This is a genomic window from Modestobacter sp. SYSU DS0511, assembly GCF_054050755.1.
Window position 1 is genome coordinate 1 of the sequence record NZ_JBJGZY010000039.1, and the last position, 20,398, is coordinate 20,398.

The 20,398-nt window shown below is 74.6% G+C and carries 22 protein-coding genes; 18 read left to right on the forward strand and 4 right to left on the reverse strand.

Annotated elements, in window-relative coordinates; translation table 11 throughout:
• Window positions 1-195 precede the first annotated feature (195 nt).
• The 9 genes from treZ (at window position 196) to ACI783_RS16530 (ending at window position 11,547) form a co-directional block, all read left to right on the forward strand.
• The gene (gene treZ, locus ACI783_RS16490) at window positions 196-1,950 is read left to right on the forward strand and encodes a malto-oligosyltrehalose trehalohydrolase (protein ID WP_457141450.1); all 1,755 of its coding nucleotides are present in this window, start codon (window positions 196-198) and stop codon (window positions 1,948-1,950) included.
• Window positions 1,951-1,952: 2 nt separating this feature from the next.
• A complete protein-coding gene (locus ACI783_RS16495) occupies window positions 1,953-2,663 on the forward strand; it encodes a dihydrofolate reductase family protein (RefSeq protein WP_457141451.1) in 711 nt (236 codons plus the stop codon).
• A gap of 149 nt (window positions 2,664-2,812) precedes the next feature.
• A complete protein-coding gene (locus tag ACI783_RS16500) occupies window positions 2,813-4,342 on the forward strand; it encodes a DUF222 domain-containing protein (RefSeq protein ID WP_457141452.1) in 1,530 nt (509 codons plus the stop codon).
• A 256-nt stretch (window positions 4,343-4,598) separates the two neighbouring features.
• On the forward strand, window positions 4,599-5,687 hold the full coding sequence (locus ACI783_RS16505) for an ATP-dependent DNA ligase (protein WP_457141453.1): 1,089 nt from the start codon (window positions 4,599-4,601) through the stop codon (window positions 5,685-5,687).
• 92 nt (window positions 5,688-5,779) lie between these two features.
• Window positions 5,780-7,339: an alpha/beta hydrolase gene (locus tag ACI783_RS16510; protein WP_457141454.1), complete on the forward strand. Its 1,560-nt coding sequence runs from the start codon at window positions 5,780-5,782 to the stop codon at window positions 7,337-7,339.
• Window positions 7,340-7,415: 76 nt separating this feature from the next.
• Complete coding sequence (locus tag ACI783_RS16515) at window positions 7,416-8,477, forward strand: DNA polymerase domain-containing protein (protein WP_457141455.1); 1,062 nt, start codon at window positions 7,416-7,418, stop codon at window positions 8,475-8,477.
• A 71-nt stretch (window positions 8,478-8,548) separates the two neighbouring features.
• Window positions 8,549-9,196, forward strand: coding sequence for a cyclodeaminase/cyclohydrolase family protein (locus ACI783_RS16520; protein WP_457141456.1), 648 nt, complete (start codon window positions 8,549-8,551; stop codon window positions 9,194-9,196).
• Complete coding sequence (locus tag ACI783_RS16525) at window positions 9,196-9,846, forward strand: 5-formyltetrahydrofolate cyclo-ligase (protein WP_457141457.1); 651 nt, start codon at window positions 9,196-9,198, stop codon at window positions 9,844-9,846. The genes ACI783_RS16520 and ACI783_RS16525 overlap by 1 nt, the downstream gene beginning before the upstream one ends.
• An 84-nt stretch (window positions 9,847-9,930) precedes the next feature.
• Window positions 9,931-11,547: a peptide chain release factor 3 gene (locus ACI783_RS16530; RefSeq protein WP_457080828.1), complete on the forward strand. Its 1,617-nt coding sequence runs from the start codon at window positions 9,931-9,933 to the stop codon at window positions 11,545-11,547.
• On the opposite strand, the gene ACI783_RS16535 is transcribed toward ACI783_RS16530, so the two are convergent.
• Entirely contained in the window at window positions 11,462-12,475 is a 1,014-nt protein-coding gene (locus ACI783_RS16535) for an EamA family transporter (protein WP_457141458.1), read from the reverse strand. The two genes, ACI783_RS16530 and ACI783_RS16535, sit on opposite strands and share 86 nt — an antisense overlap.
• Before the next feature lie 40 nt (window positions 12,476-12,515).
• On the opposite strand from ACI783_RS16535, the gene ACI783_RS16540 reads away from it, so the two are divergent.
• From ACI783_RS16540 to ACI783_RS16555, 4 genes are all read left to right on the forward strand, one after another.
• Window positions 12,516-13,370 (forward strand): LysR family transcriptional regulator, encoded by an 855-nt coding sequence (locus ACI783_RS16540; protein ID WP_457141459.1) that lies wholly within the window; start codon window positions 12,516-12,518, stop codon window positions 13,368-13,370.
• Between the two features lie 112 nt (window positions 13,371-13,482).
• Entirely contained in the window at window positions 13,483-14,571 is a 1,089-nt protein-coding gene (locus ACI783_RS16545) for a hypothetical protein (RefSeq protein WP_457141460.1), read from the forward strand.
• Between the two features lie 127 nt (window positions 14,572-14,698).
• The gene (locus ACI783_RS16550; RefSeq protein ID WP_457141461.1) at window positions 14,699-15,139 is read left to right on the forward strand and encodes a hypothetical protein; all 441 of its coding nucleotides are present in this window, start codon (window positions 14,699-14,701) and stop codon (window positions 15,137-15,139) included.
• A gap of 128 nt (window positions 15,140-15,267) precedes the next feature.
• Window positions 15,268-15,471 (forward strand): cold-shock protein, encoded by a 204-nt coding sequence (locus tag ACI783_RS16555; protein ID WP_153356009.1) that lies wholly within the window; start codon window positions 15,268-15,270, stop codon window positions 15,469-15,471.
• Window positions 15,472-15,581: 110 nt separating this feature from the next.
• Here ACI783_RS16555 and ACI783_RS16560 read toward each other — a convergent pair whose 3' ends face one another.
• Complete coding sequence (locus tag ACI783_RS16560) at window positions 15,582-16,049, reverse strand: hypothetical protein (protein ID WP_457080818.1); 468 nt, start codon at window positions 16,047-16,049, stop codon at window positions 15,582-15,584.
• 89 nt (window positions 16,050-16,138) lie between these two features.
• Between ACI783_RS16560 and msrB the strand changes: the two genes are divergently transcribed.
• Window positions 16,139-16,579, forward strand: coding sequence for a peptide-methionine (R)-S-oxide reductase MsrB (gene msrB / locus ACI783_RS16565; RefSeq protein ID WP_457141462.1), 441 nt, complete (start codon window positions 16,139-16,141; stop codon window positions 16,577-16,579).
• 71 nt (window positions 16,580-16,650) lie between these two features.
• Here the strand turns inward: msrB and ACI783_RS16570 are convergent, their stop codons facing one another.
• A complete protein-coding gene (locus ACI783_RS16570; RefSeq protein WP_457141463.1) occupies window positions 16,651-17,211 on the reverse strand; it encodes a hypothetical protein in 561 nt (186 codons plus the stop codon).
• Between the two features lie 28 nt (window positions 17,212-17,239).
• Here ACI783_RS16570 and ACI783_RS16575 point away from each other — a divergent pair, with 28 nt between their 5' ends.
• Genes ACI783_RS16575 through ACI783_RS16585 form a run of 3 tightly spaced genes read left to right on the forward strand, consistent with a single transcriptional unit; the run spans window position 17,240 to window position 18,925 of the window.
• Window positions 17,240-17,941, forward strand: coding sequence for a histidine kinase dimerization/phosphoacceptor domain-containing protein (locus ACI783_RS16575; protein WP_457141464.1), 702 nt, complete (start codon window positions 17,240-17,242; stop codon window positions 17,939-17,941).
• Entirely contained in the window at window positions 17,926-18,267 is a 342-nt protein-coding gene (locus ACI783_RS16580) for a sensor histidine kinase (RefSeq protein WP_457141465.1), read from the forward strand. Before ACI783_RS16575 ends, ACI783_RS16580 begins: the two co-directional genes overlap by 16 nt.
• Window positions 18,260-18,925 (forward strand): response regulator, encoded by a 666-nt coding sequence (locus tag ACI783_RS16585; RefSeq protein ID WP_457141466.1) that lies wholly within the window; start codon window positions 18,260-18,262, stop codon window positions 18,923-18,925. Before ACI783_RS16580 ends, ACI783_RS16585 begins: the two co-directional genes overlap by 8 nt.
• Window positions 18,926-19,006: 81 nt before the next feature.
• Here ACI783_RS16585 and hemQ read toward each other — a convergent pair whose 3' ends face one another.
• Entirely contained in the window at window positions 19,007-19,723 is a 717-nt protein-coding gene (gene hemQ, locus ACI783_RS16590) for a hydrogen peroxide-dependent heme synthase (protein ID WP_457141467.1), read from the reverse strand.
• A gap of 158 nt (window positions 19,724-19,881) precedes the next feature.
• Here hemQ and ACI783_RS16595 point away from each other — a divergent pair, with 158 nt between their 5' ends.
• On the forward strand, window positions 19,882-20,352 hold the full coding sequence (locus ACI783_RS16595) for a Dps family protein (protein ID WP_457141468.1): 471 nt from the start codon (window positions 19,882-19,884) through the stop codon (window positions 20,350-20,352).
• The last annotated feature ends 46 nt before the right edge of the window (window positions 20,353-20,398 follow it).

The following is a 20,398-nucleotide window of genomic DNA, read 5'->3' on the forward strand; positions in this document are numbered from 1 at the left end:
AACAACAAAACGGCCTGCACCCCCCCCCACCCCCCCCCCCCCCCCCCCCCCCCCCCCCCCCCCCCCCCCCCCCCCCCCCCCCCCCCCCCCCCCCCCCCCCCCCCCCTCCGGCGGGTGTCGCGCGGCACGGTTGACCGGCCGCCGGGCGGGCATGATCGGGCAGCCACCCCGTCCCGCCCGCCAGGAGGCCCCCGCATGCCCGAGCCCGTCGAGTTCTCCGTCTGGGCCCCGCTGCCCGAGCGGGTGCGCCTGCAGGTCGACGGCCAGGTGCACGACATGCAGCGCGACGACGAGGGCTGGTGGCGGGCCACCGTGCCCGCGGAGCCCGAGAGCGACTACGGCTTCCTGCTGGACGACAACGAGACGCCCCGCCCCGACCCGCGCTCCCGCCGCCAGCCCGACGGCGTGCACGGGCTGTCCCGCCGCTTCGACCCCGCGACGTACTCGTGGGGCGACGCCGCCTGGACCGGCCGGCCGCTCGCCGGGGGCGTCGTCTACGAGATGCACGTCGGCACGTTCACCCCCGAGGGGACGCTGGACGCCGCGATCGACCGGCTCGGCCACCTGGTCGACCTCGGCGTCGACTTCGTCGAGCTGCTGCCGGTCAACGCCTTCAACGGCACCCACAACTGGGGGTACGACGGCGTCGCCTGGTACGCCGTGCAGGAGACCTACGGCGGCCCGGCCGCCTACCAGCGGTTCGTCGACGCCTGCCACCAGCGCGGCCTGGGCGTGATCCAGGACGTCGTCTACAACCACCTCGGCCCGTCGGGGAACTACCTGCCCGAGTTCATGCCGATCTTCAGCGAGGGCGGGGCGAACACCTGGGGCAACTCGGTCAACCTGTCCGGCCCCGACTCGGACGAGGTGCGCCGTTACATCCTCGACAACGTGCAGATGTGGCTGCGCGACATGCACGTCGACGGGCTACGGCTGGACGCCGTGCACGCGCTGGTCGACGAGCGCGCGACGCACGTGCTGGAGGAGATGGCGATCGAGACCGAGAAGCTGTCGGTCGCGCTCGGCCGCCCGCTGACGCTGATCGCCGAGAGCGACCTCAACGACCCCCGGCTGGTCACCCCCCGGGTGGCCGGCGGCACCGGCATCGACGCGCAGTGGAGCGACGACTTCCACCACTCGCTGCACACCCAGCTGACCGGTGAGGCGCAGGGCTACTACGCGGACTTCGCCGACGCCGGCCTCGAGGGCCTGGCCCGGGTGCTCACCGGCGCCTACTTCCACGCCGGCGACTGGTCCAGCTTCCGCCGCCGCCACCACGGCCGGCCGGTCGACACCACCCAGCTGCCGGGCTGGAAGTTCCTCGGGTACCTGCAGGACCACGACCAGATCGGCAACCGCGCCGTCGGCGACCGGATCTCGGCCTCCCTCTCCCCCGGCCTGCTCGCCGTCGGCGCCACCCTGGTGCTGACCAGCCCGTTCACGCCGATGCTGTTCATGGGCGAGGAGTGGGGCGCCTCGACGCCGTGGCAGTTCTTCACCAGCCACCCGGAGCCGGAGCTGGGCAAGGCCACCGCCGAGGGCCGGATCGGCGAGTTCGCCGCGCACGGGTGGGACGCCGCCGTCGTCCCCGACCCGCAGGACCCGGAGACCTTCACCCGCTCCAAGCTCGACTGGTCCGAGCTGGCGCAGGAGCCGCACGCCGCCCTGCTGGCCACCCACAAGACGCTGCTGGCGCTGCGCAAGCAGCACCCCGAACTGCTCGACCCCGATCTGTCCACGACGGGCGTCACCTGGGACGACGACGAGCGCTGGGTAGTCGTCGAGCGCGGGTCGCTGCGCGTGGTGGCCAACCTGTCGGGTGAGCAGCGGCGGATCGAGCTGGACGCGGCGGCCGGTGAGGTGCTGTTCAGCACCGGCGAAGCGCCGGGGCTGGACGGCGCGACCGTGACCGTGCCCGCCGAGAGCGCGGCCGTGGTCAGCACCCGCTGACGGTGCACGAGCTCCCCCGCGACCCCGCCGGCCTGGCCGACGCCTACCGGGTCGCGCCGGGCCGGCACCTGCGGGTCGACTTCATCGCCTCGCTGGACGGCGCGATCAGCGTCGACGGGCGCAGCGGACCGCTGGGCTCCGACGGCGACCGCCGGGTGTTCCGCACCCTGCGGGCGCTGTCCGACGCCGTGCTCGTCGGGGCCGGGACGGCGGCGGCCGAGGGGTACCGCCCGGTGCTCCCGGACTCCACCGTCGGCCGGCTGCGCACGTCGCTGGGTCGCGAGGCGGTGATGCCGGTGGTGGTCGTGTCGCGGCGGGCGTCGCTGCGGCCGGACGACCAGCTGGTGACCGACGCCGTCGTGCCCACCGTGCTGATCACCTGCGCTGCGGCCGACCGTGGGCGGCGGGAGGCACTGTCCGCTGCCGGGGTCGAGGTGCTCGTCTGCGGTGACGACGACGTCGACCTGCCCGCAGCGCTGGACGCCCTGGCCGCACGGGGGCTGGAGCAGCTGGTCTGCGAGGGCGGGCCGGCGCTGGTCCAGGCGGCGCTGACCGCGGACGTGGTCGACGAGCTGAACCTGTCGATCTCCCCGCTGCTGGTCGGCGGCGGGCCCGGGCTCGTGCCCGCCGGGCTCGCCACCCCGCTGCGGGCCGAGCTGCTCCAGGCGCTCACCGAGGAGGGCGTCCTCTTCACCCGTTACGCGCTGCGCTGATCTCGCGACCAGCCGCCGCAGGTGGCGCGACCCGGCGTCCCGCCGAGCCCCGTCCTGGTGCGGGTCAACGGTCGGACGGACGGCACACGGTGCGACCGCCGCTTGACTGACCTGCCGGAACTGTCGTACCTCGAACGTATGTTCGGATCGTGTCGCGGAGGCGTGGGTCGAGCGTGGTCGAGGGGGTGTTGCTCGACTGGGTGGTGGAGCACCCGGTCGAGCCGTCCCGGCTGCCGGCGGGGTGGCTGAGTGATGAGGAGCTGGCCGCGGAGTTGCAGCGGGTGCAGCAGCGCCGCGCTCGGGACGCCGCCTACGAGGCGGAGCTGATCCTGGGCCTGGCGGCTGACCGTCCGGGGTCGGCTGATCCGCCGCCGGACCATCCGGGTGCGCGGCGGGCGGGGTGGACCGTGCAGCCGGCCGAGGGTGAGGTGAGTGAGTTCTTCACCGCCGAGCTGGCCACCGTGCTCAACGCCGGTCGGGGAACGGCGGCGGTGCGGTTGACCCGGGCGCTGGTGTGGCGGGACAAGCTGCCGGCGACCTTCGCCGCCCTGCGGGCCGGTGAGCTGGACGAGCGGCGGGCGCAGCAGCTCGCCGATGCGTTGCAGCACACCAGTGCCGAGGTCGCCCGGCGGGTGGAGGACGCGCTGCTGGGTGAGGCGACCGACGTGTCGGTGACCGGGCTGGGCAAGCGCGCCACCGAGCTGATGCTGCGGTTCGATGCGGCCGCGGCCGAAGAGGCGCGGGTGGAGGCGGAGAAGAGCGCCGACGTGCGGTTGTACCCCTCGGCCGCCGACGGGCGGTCGGTGCTGGCCGCGGACCTGCCCAGCGACGAGGCCGCCGAGTGCCACGATCTGCTCGACCAGTTGGCGCGGATGCTCAAGGCCGACGGTGACCCCCGGCCGATCGGGGCGCTGCGCACCCACGTGCTGTCGGCGCTGGTCCGCCGCCCCGCCGATCACGGCCTGCCGCTGGTGGCGGCGAACCTGACGGTCACCGCTGCGCTGGAGGCGCTGGAGGGCGGGGTGACGCCGGGTGAGGTGAACGGGCTGCCGATCACCGCCGCCCACCTGCGCGACCTGCTGGCGCGGGTCGGCGCTCTCGGGCTCACCGCTCCTGAGGGCGGCACCCTCACGTTCGCGATCACCGGCCCCGACGGCGAACTGCTGGCCACCGTCACTCCCGCGGAGCTGGCTCGGCTGGCCAAGCGCGGCTGCCCGCAGCACCCCGACGAACCGTGCGACTGCCCGGTGCTGGGCCCGCCACCACCCACCGAGCGCTACGAGCCCACCGCACGGCAACGGGCCTTCGTGACCACCCGCGACCGGCGCTGCCGCTTCCCCAACTGCGGGCAGCGCGTGGGGTGGGCCGACCTCGACCACGTCGTCCCACACGCCTGCGGCGGTGAGACCGACTGCGCCAACCTCTGCTGCCTGTGCCGCAGCCACCACCGGCTCAAGACCTTTGCTCCCGGCTGGCGGTTCGCCATGACCCCCGACGGCACGCTGCAGGTCACCACCCCGAGCGGGGTCACCCGCACCACCCGACCACCCGGCCTCCGACCACGGGAGCCCCAACCGGCAGCCGGGCCCGAACCACCCGCGCCCGGACCACGAGCACCCGAGCCCACCGACGGACCGGGACCGCCGCGGACACTCGGGGACGATCCCCCGCCGTTCTGACCGTCACGGGAACGTCGGCTCCCGTGAACCCGGTGGTCACGGCTGCCGGCCGGATCCACCGTGCCCGGGGTGGCGGTCACCCCGCGTGGCGAGTTCAGCAGCAAGGAGGCCAACGAGCTGCATGCGCCGCCGAACTGGCACCCTTCTACCTCGGCAGCTGCGGCTTCCGGCCGGCCAGCGCGGGGTTGAGGGCGTTGTAGCGGCTCGCGGCCCCAGACCTCGGTCCCGACCGCTCCGGGCTGCTTGACTGGCCGGCATGGACCTGCCCGTGCTGCCCCCGGTCAAGCCGATGCTCGCCAAGCCCGCGGCCGCGCTGCCCACCGGCGAGGGCTGGTTCTACGAGCCGAAGTGGGACGGGTTCCGCTGCATCGTGTTCCGGGACGGCGACGAGGTCGAGCTGGGCAGCCGCAACGAGCGCCCGCTGACCCGCTACTTCCCCGACGTCGTCGCGGCGGCGAAGGCGCAGCTGCCCGAGCGGTGCGTGGTCGACGGCGAGATCGTCGTCCCTCGGGGCGACCGGCTCGACTTCGAGGCACTGCTCCAGCGGATCCACCCGGCCGCCTCCCGGGTCACCAGACTGGCCGCCGAGACCCCGGCGTCCTTCGTCGCCTTCGACCTGCTCGCCCTCGGCGACGAGTCGCTGATGGAGCTCCCGTTCGCGCAGCGGCAGGCGCGGCTGCGGGAGGCGCTGGCCACCGCCGAGGCACCGGTGCACGTCAGCACGATCACCCAGGACGCGGAGACCGGGCAGCGCTGGTTCCACGAGTTCGAGGGCGCCGGTCTGGACGGCGTCATCGCCAAGCGCGGCGACCGGCCCTACTCCCCCGACCAGCGGGTGATGACCAAGGTCAAGCACGTGCGCACGGCCGACTGCGTGGTCGCCGGCTTCCGCTGGCACAAGAGCGGCCCGGTCGTCGGGTCGCTGCTGCTCGGCCTCTACGACGACGCCGGCACCCTGCAGCACATCGGCGTCGCCGCCTCCTTCACCATGAAGCGCCGCGCCGAGCTGGTCGAGGAGCTCGCCCCCTATCGCGCCCAGGCGCTCGACGGCCACCCGTGGCAGGACTGGGCCAACGCGTCCACGTCGGCAGCAGGGCCGGGCGAGGACGGCGAGCACCGGATGCCCGGGGCGACCAGCCGCTGGAACGCCGGCAAGGACCTCTCCTGGGTGCCGCTGCGCCCGGAGCTCGTGGTGGAGATCAGGTACGACCAGCTGGAGGGCAGCCGGCTGCGGCACACCGGCCAGTTCCAGCGGTGGCGCACCGACCGGGACGCCCGCTCGTGCACCTACGACCAGCTCGAGGTGCCGGTGCGGTACGACCTGGACGAGGTCCTCGGCGGCTGAGCCGATCCGGGCGTGGGAGCGGGGGCGGCTGAGGGATACGCCACGGTGGTTGCGGCGGCCACCACCGCGATCGCCTCCTACGCTGGGCGATCATGTACGCGCACCGCCGACCGATCGCCGCCCTGGGCGGGGTCTTCCTCGCCGCCGCCGTGGCGCTGAGCGGCTGCACCTCCTCCGGTGACGACGCCGACCAGGCCAGCAGCTCCCCCACCGCCCCCGCCGAGCCGGAGGCGCAGCCGATCGAGTGGACCGACTGCGACGCCGACATCGACCAGATCATCGCCGGGCGCCCCGGCTCGGAGCGCGAGCTGCTCTTCGAGTGCGGCACCACCCCCGTGCCGGCCGACTACGACGACCTCGAGGGCGGCGACCTGGAGCTGTTCCTGCTGCGGGCGACCGCCGCCGGGCAGACCGACAAGATCGGCTCGCTGGTGGTCAACCCCGGCGGCCCGGGCTTCTCGGCCGGCGACGCGGCGATCCAGGCGGCGCTGACGCTCCCGCCGGAGGTGCTGGCCCGGTTCGACATCGTCGGCGTCGACCCGCGCGGGGTCGGGTTCTCCCGGCCGGTCGAGTGCATCTCCGACGAGCAGAAGGACGCGCTGTTCGCGAGCAACCCGCGCGCGCTGGACGCCGACTCCCTCGCCACCACCTTCGACCTGGTCGAGGACGTCGCGGCGAGCTGCGAAGAGGAGTACGGCGAGGCGCTGGGCGCGTTCAACACCGTCGACACCGCCCGGGATCTGGACCTGGTGCGCGAGTCGCTCGGCGACGAGCAGCTGACCTTCCTCGGCTGGTCCTACGGGACGACGCTGGGCTCGACCTACGCCGAGCTGTTCCCCGAGCGCGTGCGTGCCCTCGCGCTCGACGGCGCGGTCGACCCGACCGCCACCGCCCAGGAGCGGGCCGAGGCGCAGGCCGCCGGCTTCGAGGCCGCCTTCGACGCGTTCGCCGGCAACTGCACGGGCCTGATCAGCGGCTGCCCGCTGGGCGACGACCCGCGGGCGGCGCTCAACGGCATCCTGGACCAGGCGGCCGCGGCCCCGATCCCCAGCTCCCGCGAGGGCGAGACCCGCCAGGCCACTGCCGGCCTGGTGCTCAACGGGGTGCGCTCGGCGCTGTACCAGCCCAGCGCCTGGCCGCAGCTGGCCCAGTCGCTGGCCGCCGCCCGCGACGGCGACGCCGCCGGCATCCTGACCCTCGCCGACACCTACACCGGCCGCAGCGACGACGGCAGCTACAGCAACGTCGTCGACGCCAACCTGGCGATCAGCTGCGCCGACGGGCAGGAGCAGTTCACCACCGACCAGGTCGCGGCGCTGGCCGCCGACTGGAACGGCCGGTACCCGCTCTTCGGGGCCGACGCGGCCCTGGGCCTCTACACCTGCTCGGCCTGGGACGCCCCGACCACCCCGCTGCCCGAGCGCGACGCCGAGGGCAGCGCGCCGATCATGGTCATCGGCACCCAGGGCGACCCGGTGACCCCACCGCAGGGCGCGGCGGACATGGCCGCGGAGCTGGCCAACAGCGTGCTGCTGACCTGGGAGGGCAGCGGGCACACCGCCTACCCGAAGACCGAGTGCGTGACCCAGGCGGTGAACGCCTACCTGATCGACCTGGTCGCGCCGCCCGAGGGGATCACCTGCGCCCCCTGATCTTGCGCTGCTGGCCGTCGGGCCCGAAGCTGACCAGCCGGAGGACGACCCAGCCCAGGTGACCGGACGGAGCCCGATGGCCAGCAGCAAGGACGCCGTGGTGCTGGAGGTCGACGGGCACGAGGTGCGGGTGACCAACCCGGAGAAGCCCTACTTCGCCGACAAGGGCATCCGCAAGATCGACGTCGTCCAGTACTTCGTCTCCGTCGGTGAGGGCATCCTCTTCGCGCTGCGCGACCGGCCGACGACGCTGGAGCGCTGGCCCGGCGGCGTCTTCGAGGGCGCGCGGATCTCCACCCGGGCCGACAACACCGGCGACGCCTTCTACCAGAAGCGGGTGCCCAAGAACGCCCCCGACTGGGTGCCGACCGCGCACATCACGTTCCCCAGCGGGCGGACCGCCGACGAGATCGCGCCCGACTCGGTCGCCGTCGTCGCCTGGTGCGCCAACCTCGGCACGCTCACCTTCCACCCCTGGCCGGTGAGCAAGGGCGACGTCGAGTCCCCCGACCAGATCCGCATCGACCTGGACCCCCAGCCGGGCACCGACTTCGGCGACGCCGTGTGGGTCGCCCCGCACGTGCGCGAGCTGCTGCACGAGTTCGGCATGGAGGGTTGGCCGAAGACCTCCGGTGGCCGCGGCGTGCACGTCTACGTGCCGATCCAGCCGCGCTGGACCTTCCCCGAGGTGCGCCGCGCGGTGATCGCGTTCGGCCGCGAGCTGGAACGGCGCATCCCCGACCGCGTGACGATGAACTGGTGGAAGGAGGAGCGCGGCGAGAAGATCTTCATCGACTACAACCAGATGGCCCGGGACCGCACGATCGCGTCCGCGTACTCCATCCGGCCCAAGCCGCACGCGCCGGTCTCCGCCCCGGTCGACTGGGACGAGCTGCCCGACGTCTCCCCGTTCGACTTCGACGTGCTGACCATGCCGGAGCGGTTCGCCGCGGTCGGCGACAAGCACGCCGGGCTGGCCGACCACGCCTTCGACCTCACGCCGCTGGTCGAGCTGGCGGACGAGCAGGAGCGCGACCTCGGGCTGGGCGAGCTGCCCTATCCGCCGGACTACCCGAAGATGCCCGGCGAGCCGATGCGGGTGCAGCCCAGCCGCGCGAAGAAGGCACCCAGCGCCTGAGGGCCGGGGATGGTCCCGACGACGCCGTCCGACGAGTCGCTGGCGGGACGGGTGGCTGGCACAGTGACCGCATGACGACGCAGGCGGACGCTCCCGAGGTCGACGTCCAGCCGCTGGGCGACTTCCTGGGCCAGCTGGCTGCCCGCCTGCCCGCCCCGGGTGCCGGCGCCACCGCGGCGATCGAGGCGGCGCTGTCGGCCTCGCTCGTCGCCATGGTCGCTCGTTTCACCAGCGGCGACGAGTACGCCGAGCACCGCGACCTCGTCTCGGCGGTGATCGCGCAGGCCGACGCCGTCCGCGCCACCTGCCTGGCCGCCGCGGCGGCCGACGAGACGGCGTTCACCGCGGTCACCGAGGCCTACCGGCTGCCGAAGGACACCCCCGAGGAGCAGGAGTCCCGGCGTGAGGCCGTCCGCGCGGCCCAGCTCCAGGCGGCCCAGCCGCCGCGGGACGTCATCGAGGCGGCCGTCACCCTCCTCCCCCTGGCCGAACGGCTGCTGCCCATCGCCAACCCGAACGTCGTCAGCGACGTCGCCGCCGCCACCGCCGCCGCCCGCGCGGCGGCCACCACGGCCCGGCTGGCGGTCGAGGTGAACCTCCGGGGCATCTCCGACGAGGCTGCCCGGGCCGACCTCGGCGCGTCCCTGGACCGCGTCGACGACCTGCTCCGCCGGGCCGACGCCGTCGAGGCGGCCGTCCGCGAGCGCATCGCCCGCTGATGTCCGCGGCGAGTGGGTGGGCGGCCGCCTCGGGCGGAGCCCACCAGGACGAGGCGCGGGCCAAGGCCGCCTACCGGCGGGGCCTGCTGGCCCGCCGCGCGGCCCGCCCCGCCGAGGAGCGGGCCGCGGCCGCCGCCGCGATCACCGGTGCCCTGCTGCGGGGGCTGACGGGGGCCCGCACGATCGCCGCCTACGCCCCCGAACCGGTCGAGCCGGGGGCTCCGCTGCTCCCGGCCGCCCTGGGCCGGCTCGACGCCCGGGTGCTGCTGCCCGTCGTCCCCGCCGTCGGTCACGAGCTGCAGTGGGCGGTGCACACCGAGCAGCTCGTCGTGGGGCGGTTCGGGCTGTCCGAGCCGGTGGGCCCCCGGTTCGGTCCGGCCGAGCTCGCGGCCGCCGACGTCGTCGTCGTCCCCGCCCTCGCGGTGTCCCGGGCGGGGGTCCGGCTCGGCCGCGGTGGCGGGTACTACGACCGCGCGCTCCGGCACGCCCGGCCCGACGCGTTGCTGGTGGCCCTGGTGTTCGACGACGAGCTCGTCGACCACCTGCCCGCCGAACCGCACGACCAGCCCGTCTCCGCCGTCGTCACCCCGTCGACCGGCTGGCTGCGGCTGCCGGCACCGGCCGGCACCCGGAGCGACCAGGCCCGCTGACCCGCCGGTCCGCACGGCCTACCATCGGGGGCACCGGCGCACGTCCTCCCTGGCCGACGCATGCCCGGTGAGGAGGAGTGCGGCGTGAGTGAGCAGGCAGTGCTGGAGCAGGCGGTCCTCGAGCAGGCGAAGCGGCGGCGGACGTTCGCGGTGATCAGCCACCCGGACGCCGGGAAGTCGACGCTGACCGAGGCGCTGGCGCTGCACGCGCGGGTGATCGGCCAGGCCGGCGCGGTGCACGGCAAGGCCGGCCGGCGGGGCACCGTGTCGGACTGGATGGACATGGAGCGCGACCGCGGCATCTCCATCACCTCCGCGGCCCTGCAGTTCGAGTACGGCCCGGCCGGCGGGGAGAAGGCGGTCATCAACCTGCTGGACACCCCGGGGCACGCCGACTTCTCCGAGGACACCTACCGGGTGCTCACCGCCGTCGACGCCGCGGTGATGCTCATCGACGCCGCCAAGGGCCTCGAGGCGCAGACGATGAAGCTGTTCGCCGTCTGCAAGCACCGCGGCATCCCGGTGATCACCGTGGTCAACAAGTGGGACCGCCCCGGCATGGACGCCCTCGCCCTGATGGACGAGATCGCCGACCGCACCGGGCTCACCCCCACCCCGCTGACCTGGCCGGTGGGGATCGCCGGGGACTTCCGCGGCGTGCTGGACCGCCGCGACGGCAGCTACCGGCACTTCACCCGCACCGCCGGCGGCGCCACCATCGCCCCCGAGCAGGTGTTCCCCGCCGACGAGGCGCTGGCCCGCGAGGGCGACGCCTGGGCGACCGCGGTCGAGGAGTCCGAGCTGCTGGCCGAGACCGGCCAGGTCCACGACCAGGAGCTGTTCCTCGCCCACGCCACCACCCCGGTGCTCTTCGCCTCCGCGGTCTCCAACTTCGGCGTCGGACAGCTCCTCGACGTGCTGGTGACGATGGCCCCGGCACCGGCCGACCGGCCCGACGCCGAGGGCAAGCCGCACCCGGTCGACGCCCCCTTCAGCGGCTTCGTCTTCAAGGTGCAGGCCGGCATGGACACCGGCCACCGCGACCGGCTGGCCTACATCCGGGTCTGCTCCGGGGTGTTCGAGCGCGGCATGGTGGTCACCAACGCGCGCACCGGCCGCCCCTTCGCCACCAAGTACGCCCAGCAGGTCCTCGGCCGCGAGCGGGAGACGATCGAGACCGCCTACCCCGGTGACGTCGTGGGCCTGGTCAACGCCGCCGCGCTGGGCATCGGCGACACGCTCTACGCCGACCACCCGGTCAGCTACCCGCCGGTGACCACCTTCGCCCCCGAGCACTTCGCGGTGGTCCGGGCCGCCGACACCAGCAAGTACAAGCAGTTCCGCAAGGGCATCGACACCCTCGGCGGCGAGGGCGTGGTCCAGGTGCTGGTCTCCGAGCGCCGCGGTGACGGCGCCCCGGTGTTCGCCGTCGTCGGACCGATGCAGTTCGAGGTGGCCGCGCACCGGATGGAGCACGAGTTCGGCGCCCGCATCTCCCTGGAGCCGCTGCCCTACCAGATCGCCCGGATCACCGACGCCGCGTCCGCCCCCGAGCTGGCCAAGGCCCGCGACGTCGAGGTCATGCAGCGCGCCGACGGCGAGCTGCTGGCGTTGTTCACGAACAAGTGGGCACTGGGGGTGCTGGAGCGGAACAACCCGCACCTGACGCTGACCCCGATGGTCGCCGCACAGCTGAGCTGACCGTCCGCCGCCCGGCAGCCAGCCGGCCGCCGGCGTTGGCGCCGACGATCGCGGCGATGCCCAGCCAGGCATCCCAGCTCAGCGCCTCACCCAGCACGACCAGCCCGACCAGCGCGGCGAGCACCGGGTGCACGCTCATGAACAGGCCGTAGGCGCTGGTCGGCACCCGGCGCAGCGCAGCCACGTCGACGACGAGCGGCACCGCCGAGGCCAGCAGCCCGGCGGTGACCGCGCAGCCGAGCGCGACCGGCGTCGGCGGGTGCTGCGCCAGGGCGACCACCCCGATCGGCACGAACGCCAGGGCGGACACCGCCGCGGCGGTCGCCGGGCCGGCCCCGCCCGGCACCCGGGCACCCAGCACCCGGTTGACCAGGATGTACGCCGCCCAGCAGGCCGCGGCCAGCAGCCCCAGGCCGATGCCGACGTAGTCCGTGGTCGGCTGCGGGCGGGTCAGGACGAGCACGCCGGCCGCCGCGCCCAGCGCGCACAGCTGCGGCGCACGGCCGCGGGCGGTGACCAGGACGACGGCCAGCGGCCCGAGGAACTCCAGGGTGACCGCCAGGCCCAGCCCGATCCGGTCGATCGCCGAGTACAGCGACAGGTTCATCGCCCCGAAGACGACGGCCAGCAGCAGCACCGGCCGCCACTGGGCGGCGGTGAACGTCCACGGCCGGGGCCGGGCCAGCGCGGTGAGCGCCAGCCCGGCCACCCACTGCCGGACGGCGACCACGCCGACCGCCCCCACCACCGGGAAGGCCAGCGCACCGACCGCGGCACCGAGCTGGTTGGCCAGGGCGCTGCCGGCCATCAGCAGCAGGCCGGCGCCGGTGCCCGCGGGCAGCGCCGGTCCACGCAGCTCGCCGGTCCCGGCCGCGCCGGGCGCCGTCCCCGTCTCGTCATGGGCGCAGCATGCGACCGGGCCGCGCATGCGCAAAATGCATCCGGCACGCTCTGCATACGCTCGGTGCATGGACGTCGAGCTGCGCCAGCTGCGCTGCCTGGTGGCGATCGTGGACGCCGGCAGCTTCACCGACGCCGCGCTGGAGCTCGGCGTCTCCCAGGCGGCCGTCTCCCGCACCCTGGCCTCGCTGGAACGGGCCCTGGGCACCCGGCTGCTGCGCCGCACGGCCCGCGAGGTCGGGCTGACCGCGGCCGGGCAGCGGGTGCTCCCCCGCGCCCGCCGGCTGCTCGCCGACGCCGCCGAGCTCCGTCGCGTGGCCGGCGGCGACGGCGGCCGGGTGCGGATCGGCCACGCCTGGTCGGCGATGGGCCGGCACACCCTGGACTTCCAGCGCCGGTGGGGCGCCGAGCACCCGGACACCGCGCTCCAGCTGGTGCGCACCAACTCCCCCACCGCCGGGCTCGCCGAGGGGGTCTGCGACCTCGCCGTGGTCCGGGTCGCGCTGGACGAACGGCGGTTCGGTGCCACCCTGGTCGGCCTGGAGCGGCGGATGTGCGCCCTCGCCGCCGACGACCCGTGGGCCCGCCGCCGGTCGCTGCGCCTGGCCGAGCTGAGCACCCGGCTGCTGCTCGTCGACCGGCGGACCGGCACCACGACCCCCGAGCTGTGGCCGGAGGACGCCCGGCCCCGGGTCGAGCACACCAACGACGTCGACGACTGGCTCACCGTCATCGCCACCGGGCGCGCCGTCGGCGTCACCACCGAGGGCACCGCGGCGCAGTACCAGCGCCCCGGCGTCGTCTACCGCCCCATCCGGGACGCCGAACCGGTCGCCGTCCGGCTGGCCTGGTGGCGCGACGAGCCGCACCCGGCGACCCCGGCCGTGGTCGAACTGCTCACCGAGCTGTACCGCCGGCCCTGAACGGCCTCCCCGGCAGGCCCACCGCGGACACCTCGGTGGGACACAGCTGCGCCCCAGCTCGCGCGGCGAGCCTGCGGGCGTGACGAACGCCGACCACCCGACGCGGTAGCCCGTGGCCGACCGCGTCCTCCTCCACATCGGCACGCCCAAGAGCGGCACCACCTACCTGCAGCAGCTGCTGTGGGACAACCGACCGGCGCTCACCCGGTGCGGCGTCAGCTGCCCTGGCTGGAGCCCCGATGCGCACTTCCTCGCCTACCAGGACCTCAGCGGGACCACGTTCAACGACTGGCCCGACCCCGCCGTCCAGGGCGCCTGGGAACGGCTCGTCCGCCGGGTGCGGCGCACCCCGGGAACCGCCGTGCTCAGCCACGAGCTGTTCGGCGACGCCACCCCGGAGGTGGCCGCTCGTGCACTGGCCGACCTCGCGCCCGCGGAGGTCCACGTCGTGGTGACCGCACGCGACCTCGCCCGCCAGCTCCCGGCCGTGTGGCAGGAGGACCTGAAGAACCAGCACACGGCGACCTTCGCCGACTTCCTCGCCGCCGCCGACCACCGGTCCGGCACCCGGGCCTGGTACGGCGACGTCTTCTGGCACCGCCAGGACGTCCCGGAGGTGCTGCGACGCTGGACCTCCGCCCTGCCCCCGGATCGCGTGCACGTGGTGGTGGTGCCTCCACGCGGCGCCGGACGTGACGAGCTGTGGCACCGCTTCGCCGCCGTCCTGGGCGTCCCGCCCGACGTCGCGACCCCGCCGCCCGCCCGGGCCGCGAACACCTCACTGGGCGCGGTGGAGGCCGAGCTGCTCCGCCTGCTCAACAGCCGGCTCGACGGACGCGTGCCCTGGCCGGTCTACGCCGAGCGGGTCAACCGGCGCCTGGCACCGGACGTGCTGGCCGCGCGCCCGGGCCCGGCGATCCGGCTCCCGGCCGAGCACCACGGCTGGGTCGCGGCGAGGTCGGCCACCATGGTCGCCGAGCTCGCCGCAGCCGGCCACCACGTGGTCGGCGACCTCGCGGAGCTGCTGGTGCCCACGGACCCTCCGGCCCCGGAACCGGTCACCGTCCCCACCCAGGCACAGCTGCTCGACGCCGCCCTGGACGCGCTCAGCGGGGTGATCGCCGCCGAGCACCCGCCACCGCCCTCCCCGAGGCTCCCCCACCGGGTGACCCGTCGGCTCGCGGTGCTGCTCGACCGCTGACCACGGACGGGGCTGCGCCCTCACCCGATCGGGTGGGACGCGGGGCGCCAGGTGGGCCGCGCCCTCCCGCAGGGCACCGGAGCTGCCGTTGACGTCCGGGTCAGCGACGATCGGCAGGGAGCAGGTCATGAGGGGCGCGTTCTTGGTGTACGGCGTGCTGTACGTCGTCATCGAGATCATCGGGCACCAGCTGGAGAGCGTCGGCTGGCCGGAGTTGAGCCCGCTGGACGTCGCGGCCGCGGTCACCGATGCGATGCTCGCCGTCGCCGTGCTCGTGGCCGTGCTGGTCGCCCTGGACCTGCTCGGGCACCGCTGGCGCCGCTGGGTCCGCACCTACCGCGAGGAGCAGGCCCGGCTCGCCCAGGAGCTGTGGGCCGCCGAGCAGGCGCCCATCGGGGTGCAGTCGTGGCGGCCGGCACGCTGGGCGCTGCCCGCCGCCGGACCGGCCCTGCCCTGGTCGCCCGGCGACCGCCCGGAGGAGGCGGCACCGCGGCCCCCGGTCAGCGCCTACGCCCCCACCGGCGGTACCGCGCACGCCTTCCCCGAGGACGACGGCCGGCTGCTCTGAGCACCGTCTCGGGGCAAGATCTGTCCCTGATCCCCCACGGAGGCGCCGGAGCCGCTAGGGTTCTGTCTGTCGGGAAGGCCCTGCGCACTGGCAGGACCCCGATGCACCACCGCAGCTAGGAGCGAGCAATGCCCGAAGGAACAGTGAAGTGGTTCAACGCCGAGAAGGGGTTCGGCTTCGCCACCCCTGACGGGGGCGGCCCGGACGTCTTCGTCCACTACTCGGCCATCCAGTCCAGCGGGTACCGCTCGCTCGACGAGGGCCAGCGCATCTCGTTCGACGTCGAGCAGGGCCAGAAGGGCCCGCAGGCGGCGAACGTCAACCCGCTCTGATCTCCTCAGAGCTGGGCTGATCGCGGCCCCAGGAAGACCTGCAGCGCCCCCATCCGGTACGCCGGGTGGGGGCGCTGTTCCTGGTTCTGGCCTCCGGTGCGCGCGACGGCTCAGCGGGCGCGCGGGACGTAGCCGCCGATCAGGGCCGACATCAGCAACGCGCCGTCGTGCGGGCCCACCGCTGCGGCAGCGTCGGCGAACGCGCGCCACCGGTCGCGTTCGACGTCGCTGAGCGCGTTGGCCGCCCGCACCTCCAGCTGCTCCAGCAGGCGCTCCCACTCCCCCTGCGGCGTCGGCCACAGACCGGCCAGCCGGCGCGCCTCGGCCGAGGCGGAGGTGAACCGGACGACGTCGCCGGCGTGGTTGGTCAGCGCCACGACGTAGCCGGCCGCCACCAGGGCGTTGGCCGCAGACACGACCTGCGGCTTGGGCAGCCCGCTGGCCGGCACCACCGCGCCCAGGTACGGGGCGCTGCCGTGCGGTGGTTCGTCGAGCAGCCGCACGATCGCCCGCAGCACCGGCAGGTCGCGGGTGAACCACACGTCGGGGAGGGGCTGCTGGGGATCGGGTGCGGTCACCGGACCAGTGTCCGCCGTCCCGCCCGGGTCGGGGGCACCCGGGTCACTCGGCGGGGTGGCCGGTGGCGCAGCCGCCGTACCGTGGAGCCATGACCACATCCGCCTCCCAGCCGACCACGCCCGCCGCGCAGCCCCGGGTCGTCAAGAGCGACGAGGAGTGGCGCGCCCAGCTGTCGCCGGAGGAGTACGCCGTCCTGCGCCAGGCCGGCACCGAGCGGCCGTGGACCGGTGAGTACGTCGACACCAAGACCGTCGGCACCTACTCCTGCCGGGCCTGCGGCGCCGAGCTGTTCACCTCCGGGACGAAGTTCGACTCGCACTGCGGCTGGCCGTCCTTCTACGAGCCCGCCGCCACCGACAACGTCGTCCTCCGCGAGGACACCAGCTACGGCATGGTGCGCACCGAGGTGCTCTGCGGCAGCTGCCACAGCCACCTCGGGCACCTCTTCGCCGATGCGCCGCAGACCCCCACCGGCGACCGGTACTGCATCAACTCGGTCAGCATCCGGCTCGAGCCCACGGAGGGCTGAGCCCTCCTCGGCGCGCGGCAGCACCCCCGCCCGGGAGCACGGGGCGGGGGTGCTGCCGCGTCGGAGCCGGGTCAGTCGCCGGCTCCGGTCAGCTCCGGTCGGCGGGCCAGGACGACGCCCAGGGCGGCGTACCCCAGGAGCAGGTGCGCGGCCGCCACCGGGCCGGCCACGTCGGGCAGCACGGCGCTGACCGGGATGACCACCGGCGCCCAGCTCTCCGCCCCGAGCGGCCAGAACCGCGCCGCCCCCCGCCACCGGCCGGCGATGGCGATCCGGATGCCGATGGCGAACATGCCGATCATCGACAACGGCCAGCACGAGTCCAGCAGCAGGAACCAGGTCGTCTCGCGCTGGGTCTCCGAGGTGACCAGCCAGGTCACCGTGGACGCGATCGCCAGCACGAGCAGCACGTGCTCGGCGTGCAGCAGGCCGCGGGCCAGGCGGCCGGTGCCGATGGCGCCGGTGCGCAGCTGGACGGTCACCAGGGCGACCAGTCCCAGCTGGAACGCGAGGGACGAGAGGTCGTAGACGACGCCCTGCCAGCCGTCGACCGGGGTGAGCCCGAAGGCCAGGATCCCCCCGGCCCAGGCCGCGGAGCCGACGGCGACCGCTGCCCCGCCCCTGCGGACCATCCGTGCGGACGGCGTCGACCGCGGCGGCGTGGTCGTCCGCCGCTGGGTGCTCGGTGACCGGGAGGACCCCTACCGGGTGGTCTCCGGCCTCGCCGAGCAGCTGGAGCGGTCCACCGGTGCCGGCGAGCAACTGCTGACCGTCGCCCGGACGGTGGCGGAGGCCTTCCGCTCCCCCTACGTCGGTGTGGTCGTCGACCACGCCGAAGGCGACCAGCTGGTCGCCGAGCACGGCAACCGGCCGGCCGAGGTGCAGTCGCTGCCGATCGCCTTCCGTGGCCAGCAGGTGGGCCACCTCCTCCTCCCTCGCGCCGGCCTGCACGCCTCCCTGCTCGGGCGGGACGAGCGCCTGCTGGCCGACGTCGTCCGGCAGGCCGCCGCAGCCGCTCGGGCGAGCGCGCTCGCGGCCGAGCTGCAGGTCAGCCGGGAGCAGCTGGTGACCGCACGGGAGGAGGAGCGCCGGCGGCTGCGACGGCACCTGCACGACGGCCTCGGCCCCAGCCTGGGGGCCGTCGTGCTCCGCATCGACACGGCGCGGAACCTGGCTGCCTGCCGCCCCGAGGAGGCCGACCGGGTGCTCCGGCAGGCGCGTGAGGAGGTGTCCGCCGCGCTCGCCGACGTGCGCCGGCTGGTGCACGACCTGCGCCCGCCCGCCCTCGACGACCTGGCCTCGTCGGCGCGGTCCGGCAGCAGGCAGAGCGCCTCCTCGCCCCGCGCGTGGCCGTCGCGGTGACCGCCGGCCGGGAGGTCGACCAGCTGCCCGCGGCGGTCGAGGTGGCTGCCTACCGGATCGCGTCGGAGGCGCTGGCGAACGTGGCCCGGCACGCCCACGCCGACCACTGCCGTGTCGAGCTGGACCGGGTCGATGGCGCGCTGGTGGTCAGCGTGAACGACGACGGCCGTGGGATCGGCCCCGACGCGCCGGCCGGGGTGGGGCTGGCGTCGCTGCGCGAGCGGGCCGCGGAACTGGGTGGCTGGGGAACCGTCGGGTGCCCGGCGGAGGGCGGGACGCAGGTGCGGGCGGTCCTGCCCGTGGCGGGAAGGAGTGCTGGTGGCTGATCCGGTCGTCGACGACGAGTCGCTGCGGGTGGTGGTCGCCGACGACCACCCGGTGTACCGGGAGGGGCTCGCCGCGCTCCTCGCGTCCGTGCCGGGCATCGCCGTGGTGGGCACGGCGGCCGACGGCGCGGAGGCGGTGTCCCTGGCCCGGCAGGAGCAGCCGGACGTGGTGGTGATGGACGTGCAGATGCCCGGGCTGGACGGGATCGAGGCCACCCGGCGGGTCACCGCGGAGCAGCCGTCGGTCGGCGTCGTCGTGCTCACGATGAGCGAGGACGACGGCACCGTGTTCGCCGCCGTCCGGGCCGGCGCCCGGGGCTATCTGCTGAAGGGCGCCGACCAGGATGAGGTCGTCCGCGCGATCAGCACGGTAGCGGCGGGCGGTGCGGTGTTCGGCGCCGCCCTGGCCCGGCGGATCGCCGAGTTCTTCACCGCCGGTCCGACCGGCCCGGCCACCGCCTTCCCGCAGCTGACCGCCCGCGAGCGCGAGGTGCTGGACCTGGTCGCCGCCGGCCGGTCCAACGCCCAGATCGCGGCGGCCCTGCACCTCTCGCCCAAGACGGTGCGCAACAACGTCTCCAACGTGCTCACCAAGCTGCAGGTGGCCGACCGGGCGGAGGCGATCATCCGCGCCCGGGACGACGGCCTGGGCCGCTGATCCCGCATCGATGCGGCGTCGCCGGCCCCGTCCAGAAGCTCGCCCCGAGCCTGCGCGGGGTGGGGAGGACGGGGCCCTTCTTCAGGCCAGGTTGGCGACGAGCTCGGCGACGGGCCTGCGGGTGCCGGTGTAGAAGGGCACCTCCTCCCGCACGTGCCGGCGGGCGGCGCTGGCCCGCAGGGCGCGCATCAGGTCGACGATCCGGTGCAGCTCGTCGGCCTCGAAGGCGAGCAGCCACTCGTAGTCGCCGAGTGCGAAGGAGGAGACGGTGTTGGCGCGGACGTCCGGGAACGGGCGGGCCTGCATGCCGTGCTCGTGCAGCATCTCCCGGCGCTCGTCCTCGGGCAGCAGGTACCACTCGTAGGAGCGCACGAACGGGTAGACGCAGATGAAGTGCCGCGGTTCCTCGTCGTTGAGGAACGCCGGCACGTGGCTGCGGTTGAACTCGGCCGGTCGGTGCATGCCCATCTGCGACCAGACCGGCTCCATCTGCCGGCCGAGCGCGGTACGGCGGAACCGGGTGTACGCCTCCTGCAACGCCTCCGGGTCGCCGGAGTGCCACCAGATCATCAGGTCGGCGTCGGCGCGCAGCCCGGCGACGTCGTAGGTGCCGCGGACGACGACGTCCTTGCCGGCGAGCTCCTCGAACAGCCCGCTGACCTCGTCGGCCAGCGCGGTGCGCTGCTCGTCGGCCAGCGGTCGGACCAGCTTGAACACCGACCACATCGTGTACCGGGTCAGTGCGTTGATCTCCTCGGCACTGCGGGTGCCCGCCTGCTGCTGCTCGTCCGCGCTCATGCGCCCATTGTCGCCCGGCCCGCGCCGGACCGGTCAGGGACCTCGGTCGATCATGATCGTGAAGCTGGACACGGGTGGTTTCTCCCGGCGGACGGGAAGGGTAGCGATCGATCGGATCTTGTACTGGCTGCACCGTCAGCCCGATTCGAGGAGGACAGATGGCCGTCATCAAGAGCCCGTTGCCCGAGGACGTGCAGAAGGTCACCGGCGAGGCGCTGCAGGGCGCCGTCGTCGACCTGATCGACCTGAGCCTGGTCGCCAAGCAGGTGCACTGGACGCTGGTGGGCCGCAACTTCCGCAGCATCCACCTGCAGCTGGACGACGTCGTCGCCACCGCCCGCGAGTACCAGGACACCGCGGCGGAGCGGGCCGCCGCGATCGGCGTGCTGCCCGACGGCCGCACCGAGGCGCTGCGCGCCACCGCGCTCCCCCAGCCGCCGGTGGCCTGGATCCACGCCGACGACGCCATCCGCTACTTCGTCGAGGTGTTCGAGGTCGTCGTCGCGCGGATGCGCGAGCGGATCGAGGCGACCGAGGACGACGAGGTGAGCCAGGACCTGATGATCGAGATCACCGGTGCGCTCGAGAAGCACTGGTGGATGTGGCAGGCCGAGGCCGCCCAGGACTGACCTGCACAGCCGCTGGGTCCGGGCGACCCCGCAGCACGCCGGAGGC

Coding starts and splice junctions, on each gene's coding strand:
- treZ (WP_457141450.1), top strand. CDS start 196: ATGCCCGAGCCCGTCGAGTTCTCCGTCTGGGCCCCGCTGCCCGAGCGG.
- ACI783_RS16505 (WP_457141453.1), top strand. CDS start 4,599: ATGGACCTGCCCGTGCTGCCCCCGGTCAAGCCGATGCTCGCCAAGCCC.
- ACI783_RS16510 (WP_457141454.1), top strand. CDS start 5,780: ATGTACGCGCACCGCCGACCGATCGCCGCCCTGGGCGGGGTCTTCCTC.
- ACI783_RS16515 (WP_457141455.1), top strand. CDS start 7,416: ATGGCCAGCAGCAAGGACGCCGTGGTGCTGGAGGTCGACGGGCACGAG.
- ACI783_RS16520 (WP_457141456.1), top strand. CDS start 8,549: ATGACGACGCAGGCGGACGCTCCCGAGGTCGACGTCCAGCCGCTGGGC.
- ACI783_RS16525 (WP_457141457.1), top strand. CDS start 9,196: ATGTCCGCGGCGAGTGGGTGGGCGGCCGCCTCGGGCGGAGCCCACCAG.
- ACI783_RS16535 (WP_457141458.1), bottom strand. CDS start 12,475: ATGCGCGGCCCGGTCGCATGCTGCGCCCATGACGAGACGGGGACGGCG.
- ACI783_RS16540 (WP_457141459.1), top strand. CDS start 12,516: ATGGACGTCGAGCTGCGCCAGCTGCGCTGCCTGGTGGCGATCGTGGAC.
- ACI783_RS16550 (WP_457141461.1), top strand. CDS start 14,699: ATGAGGGGCGCGTTCTTGGTGTACGGCGTGCTGTACGTCGTCATCGAG.
- ACI783_RS16555 (WP_153356009.1), top strand. CDS start 15,268: ATGCCCGAAGGAACAGTGAAGTGGTTCAACGCCGAGAAGGGGTTCGGC.
- msrB (WP_457141462.1), top strand. CDS start 16,139: ATGACCACATCCGCCTCCCAGCCGACCACGCCCGCCGCGCAGCCCCGG.
- ACI783_RS16570 (WP_457141463.1), bottom strand. CDS start 17,211: ATGGTCCGCAGGGGCGGGGCAGCGGTCGCCGTCGGCTCCGCGGCCTGG.
- hemQ (WP_457141467.1), bottom strand. CDS start 19,723: ATGAGCGCGGACGAGCAGCAGCAGGCGGGCACCCGCAGTGCCGAGGAG.
- ACI783_RS16595 (WP_457141468.1), top strand. CDS start 19,882: ATGGCCGTCATCAAGAGCCCGTTGCCCGAGGACGTGCAGAAGGTCACC.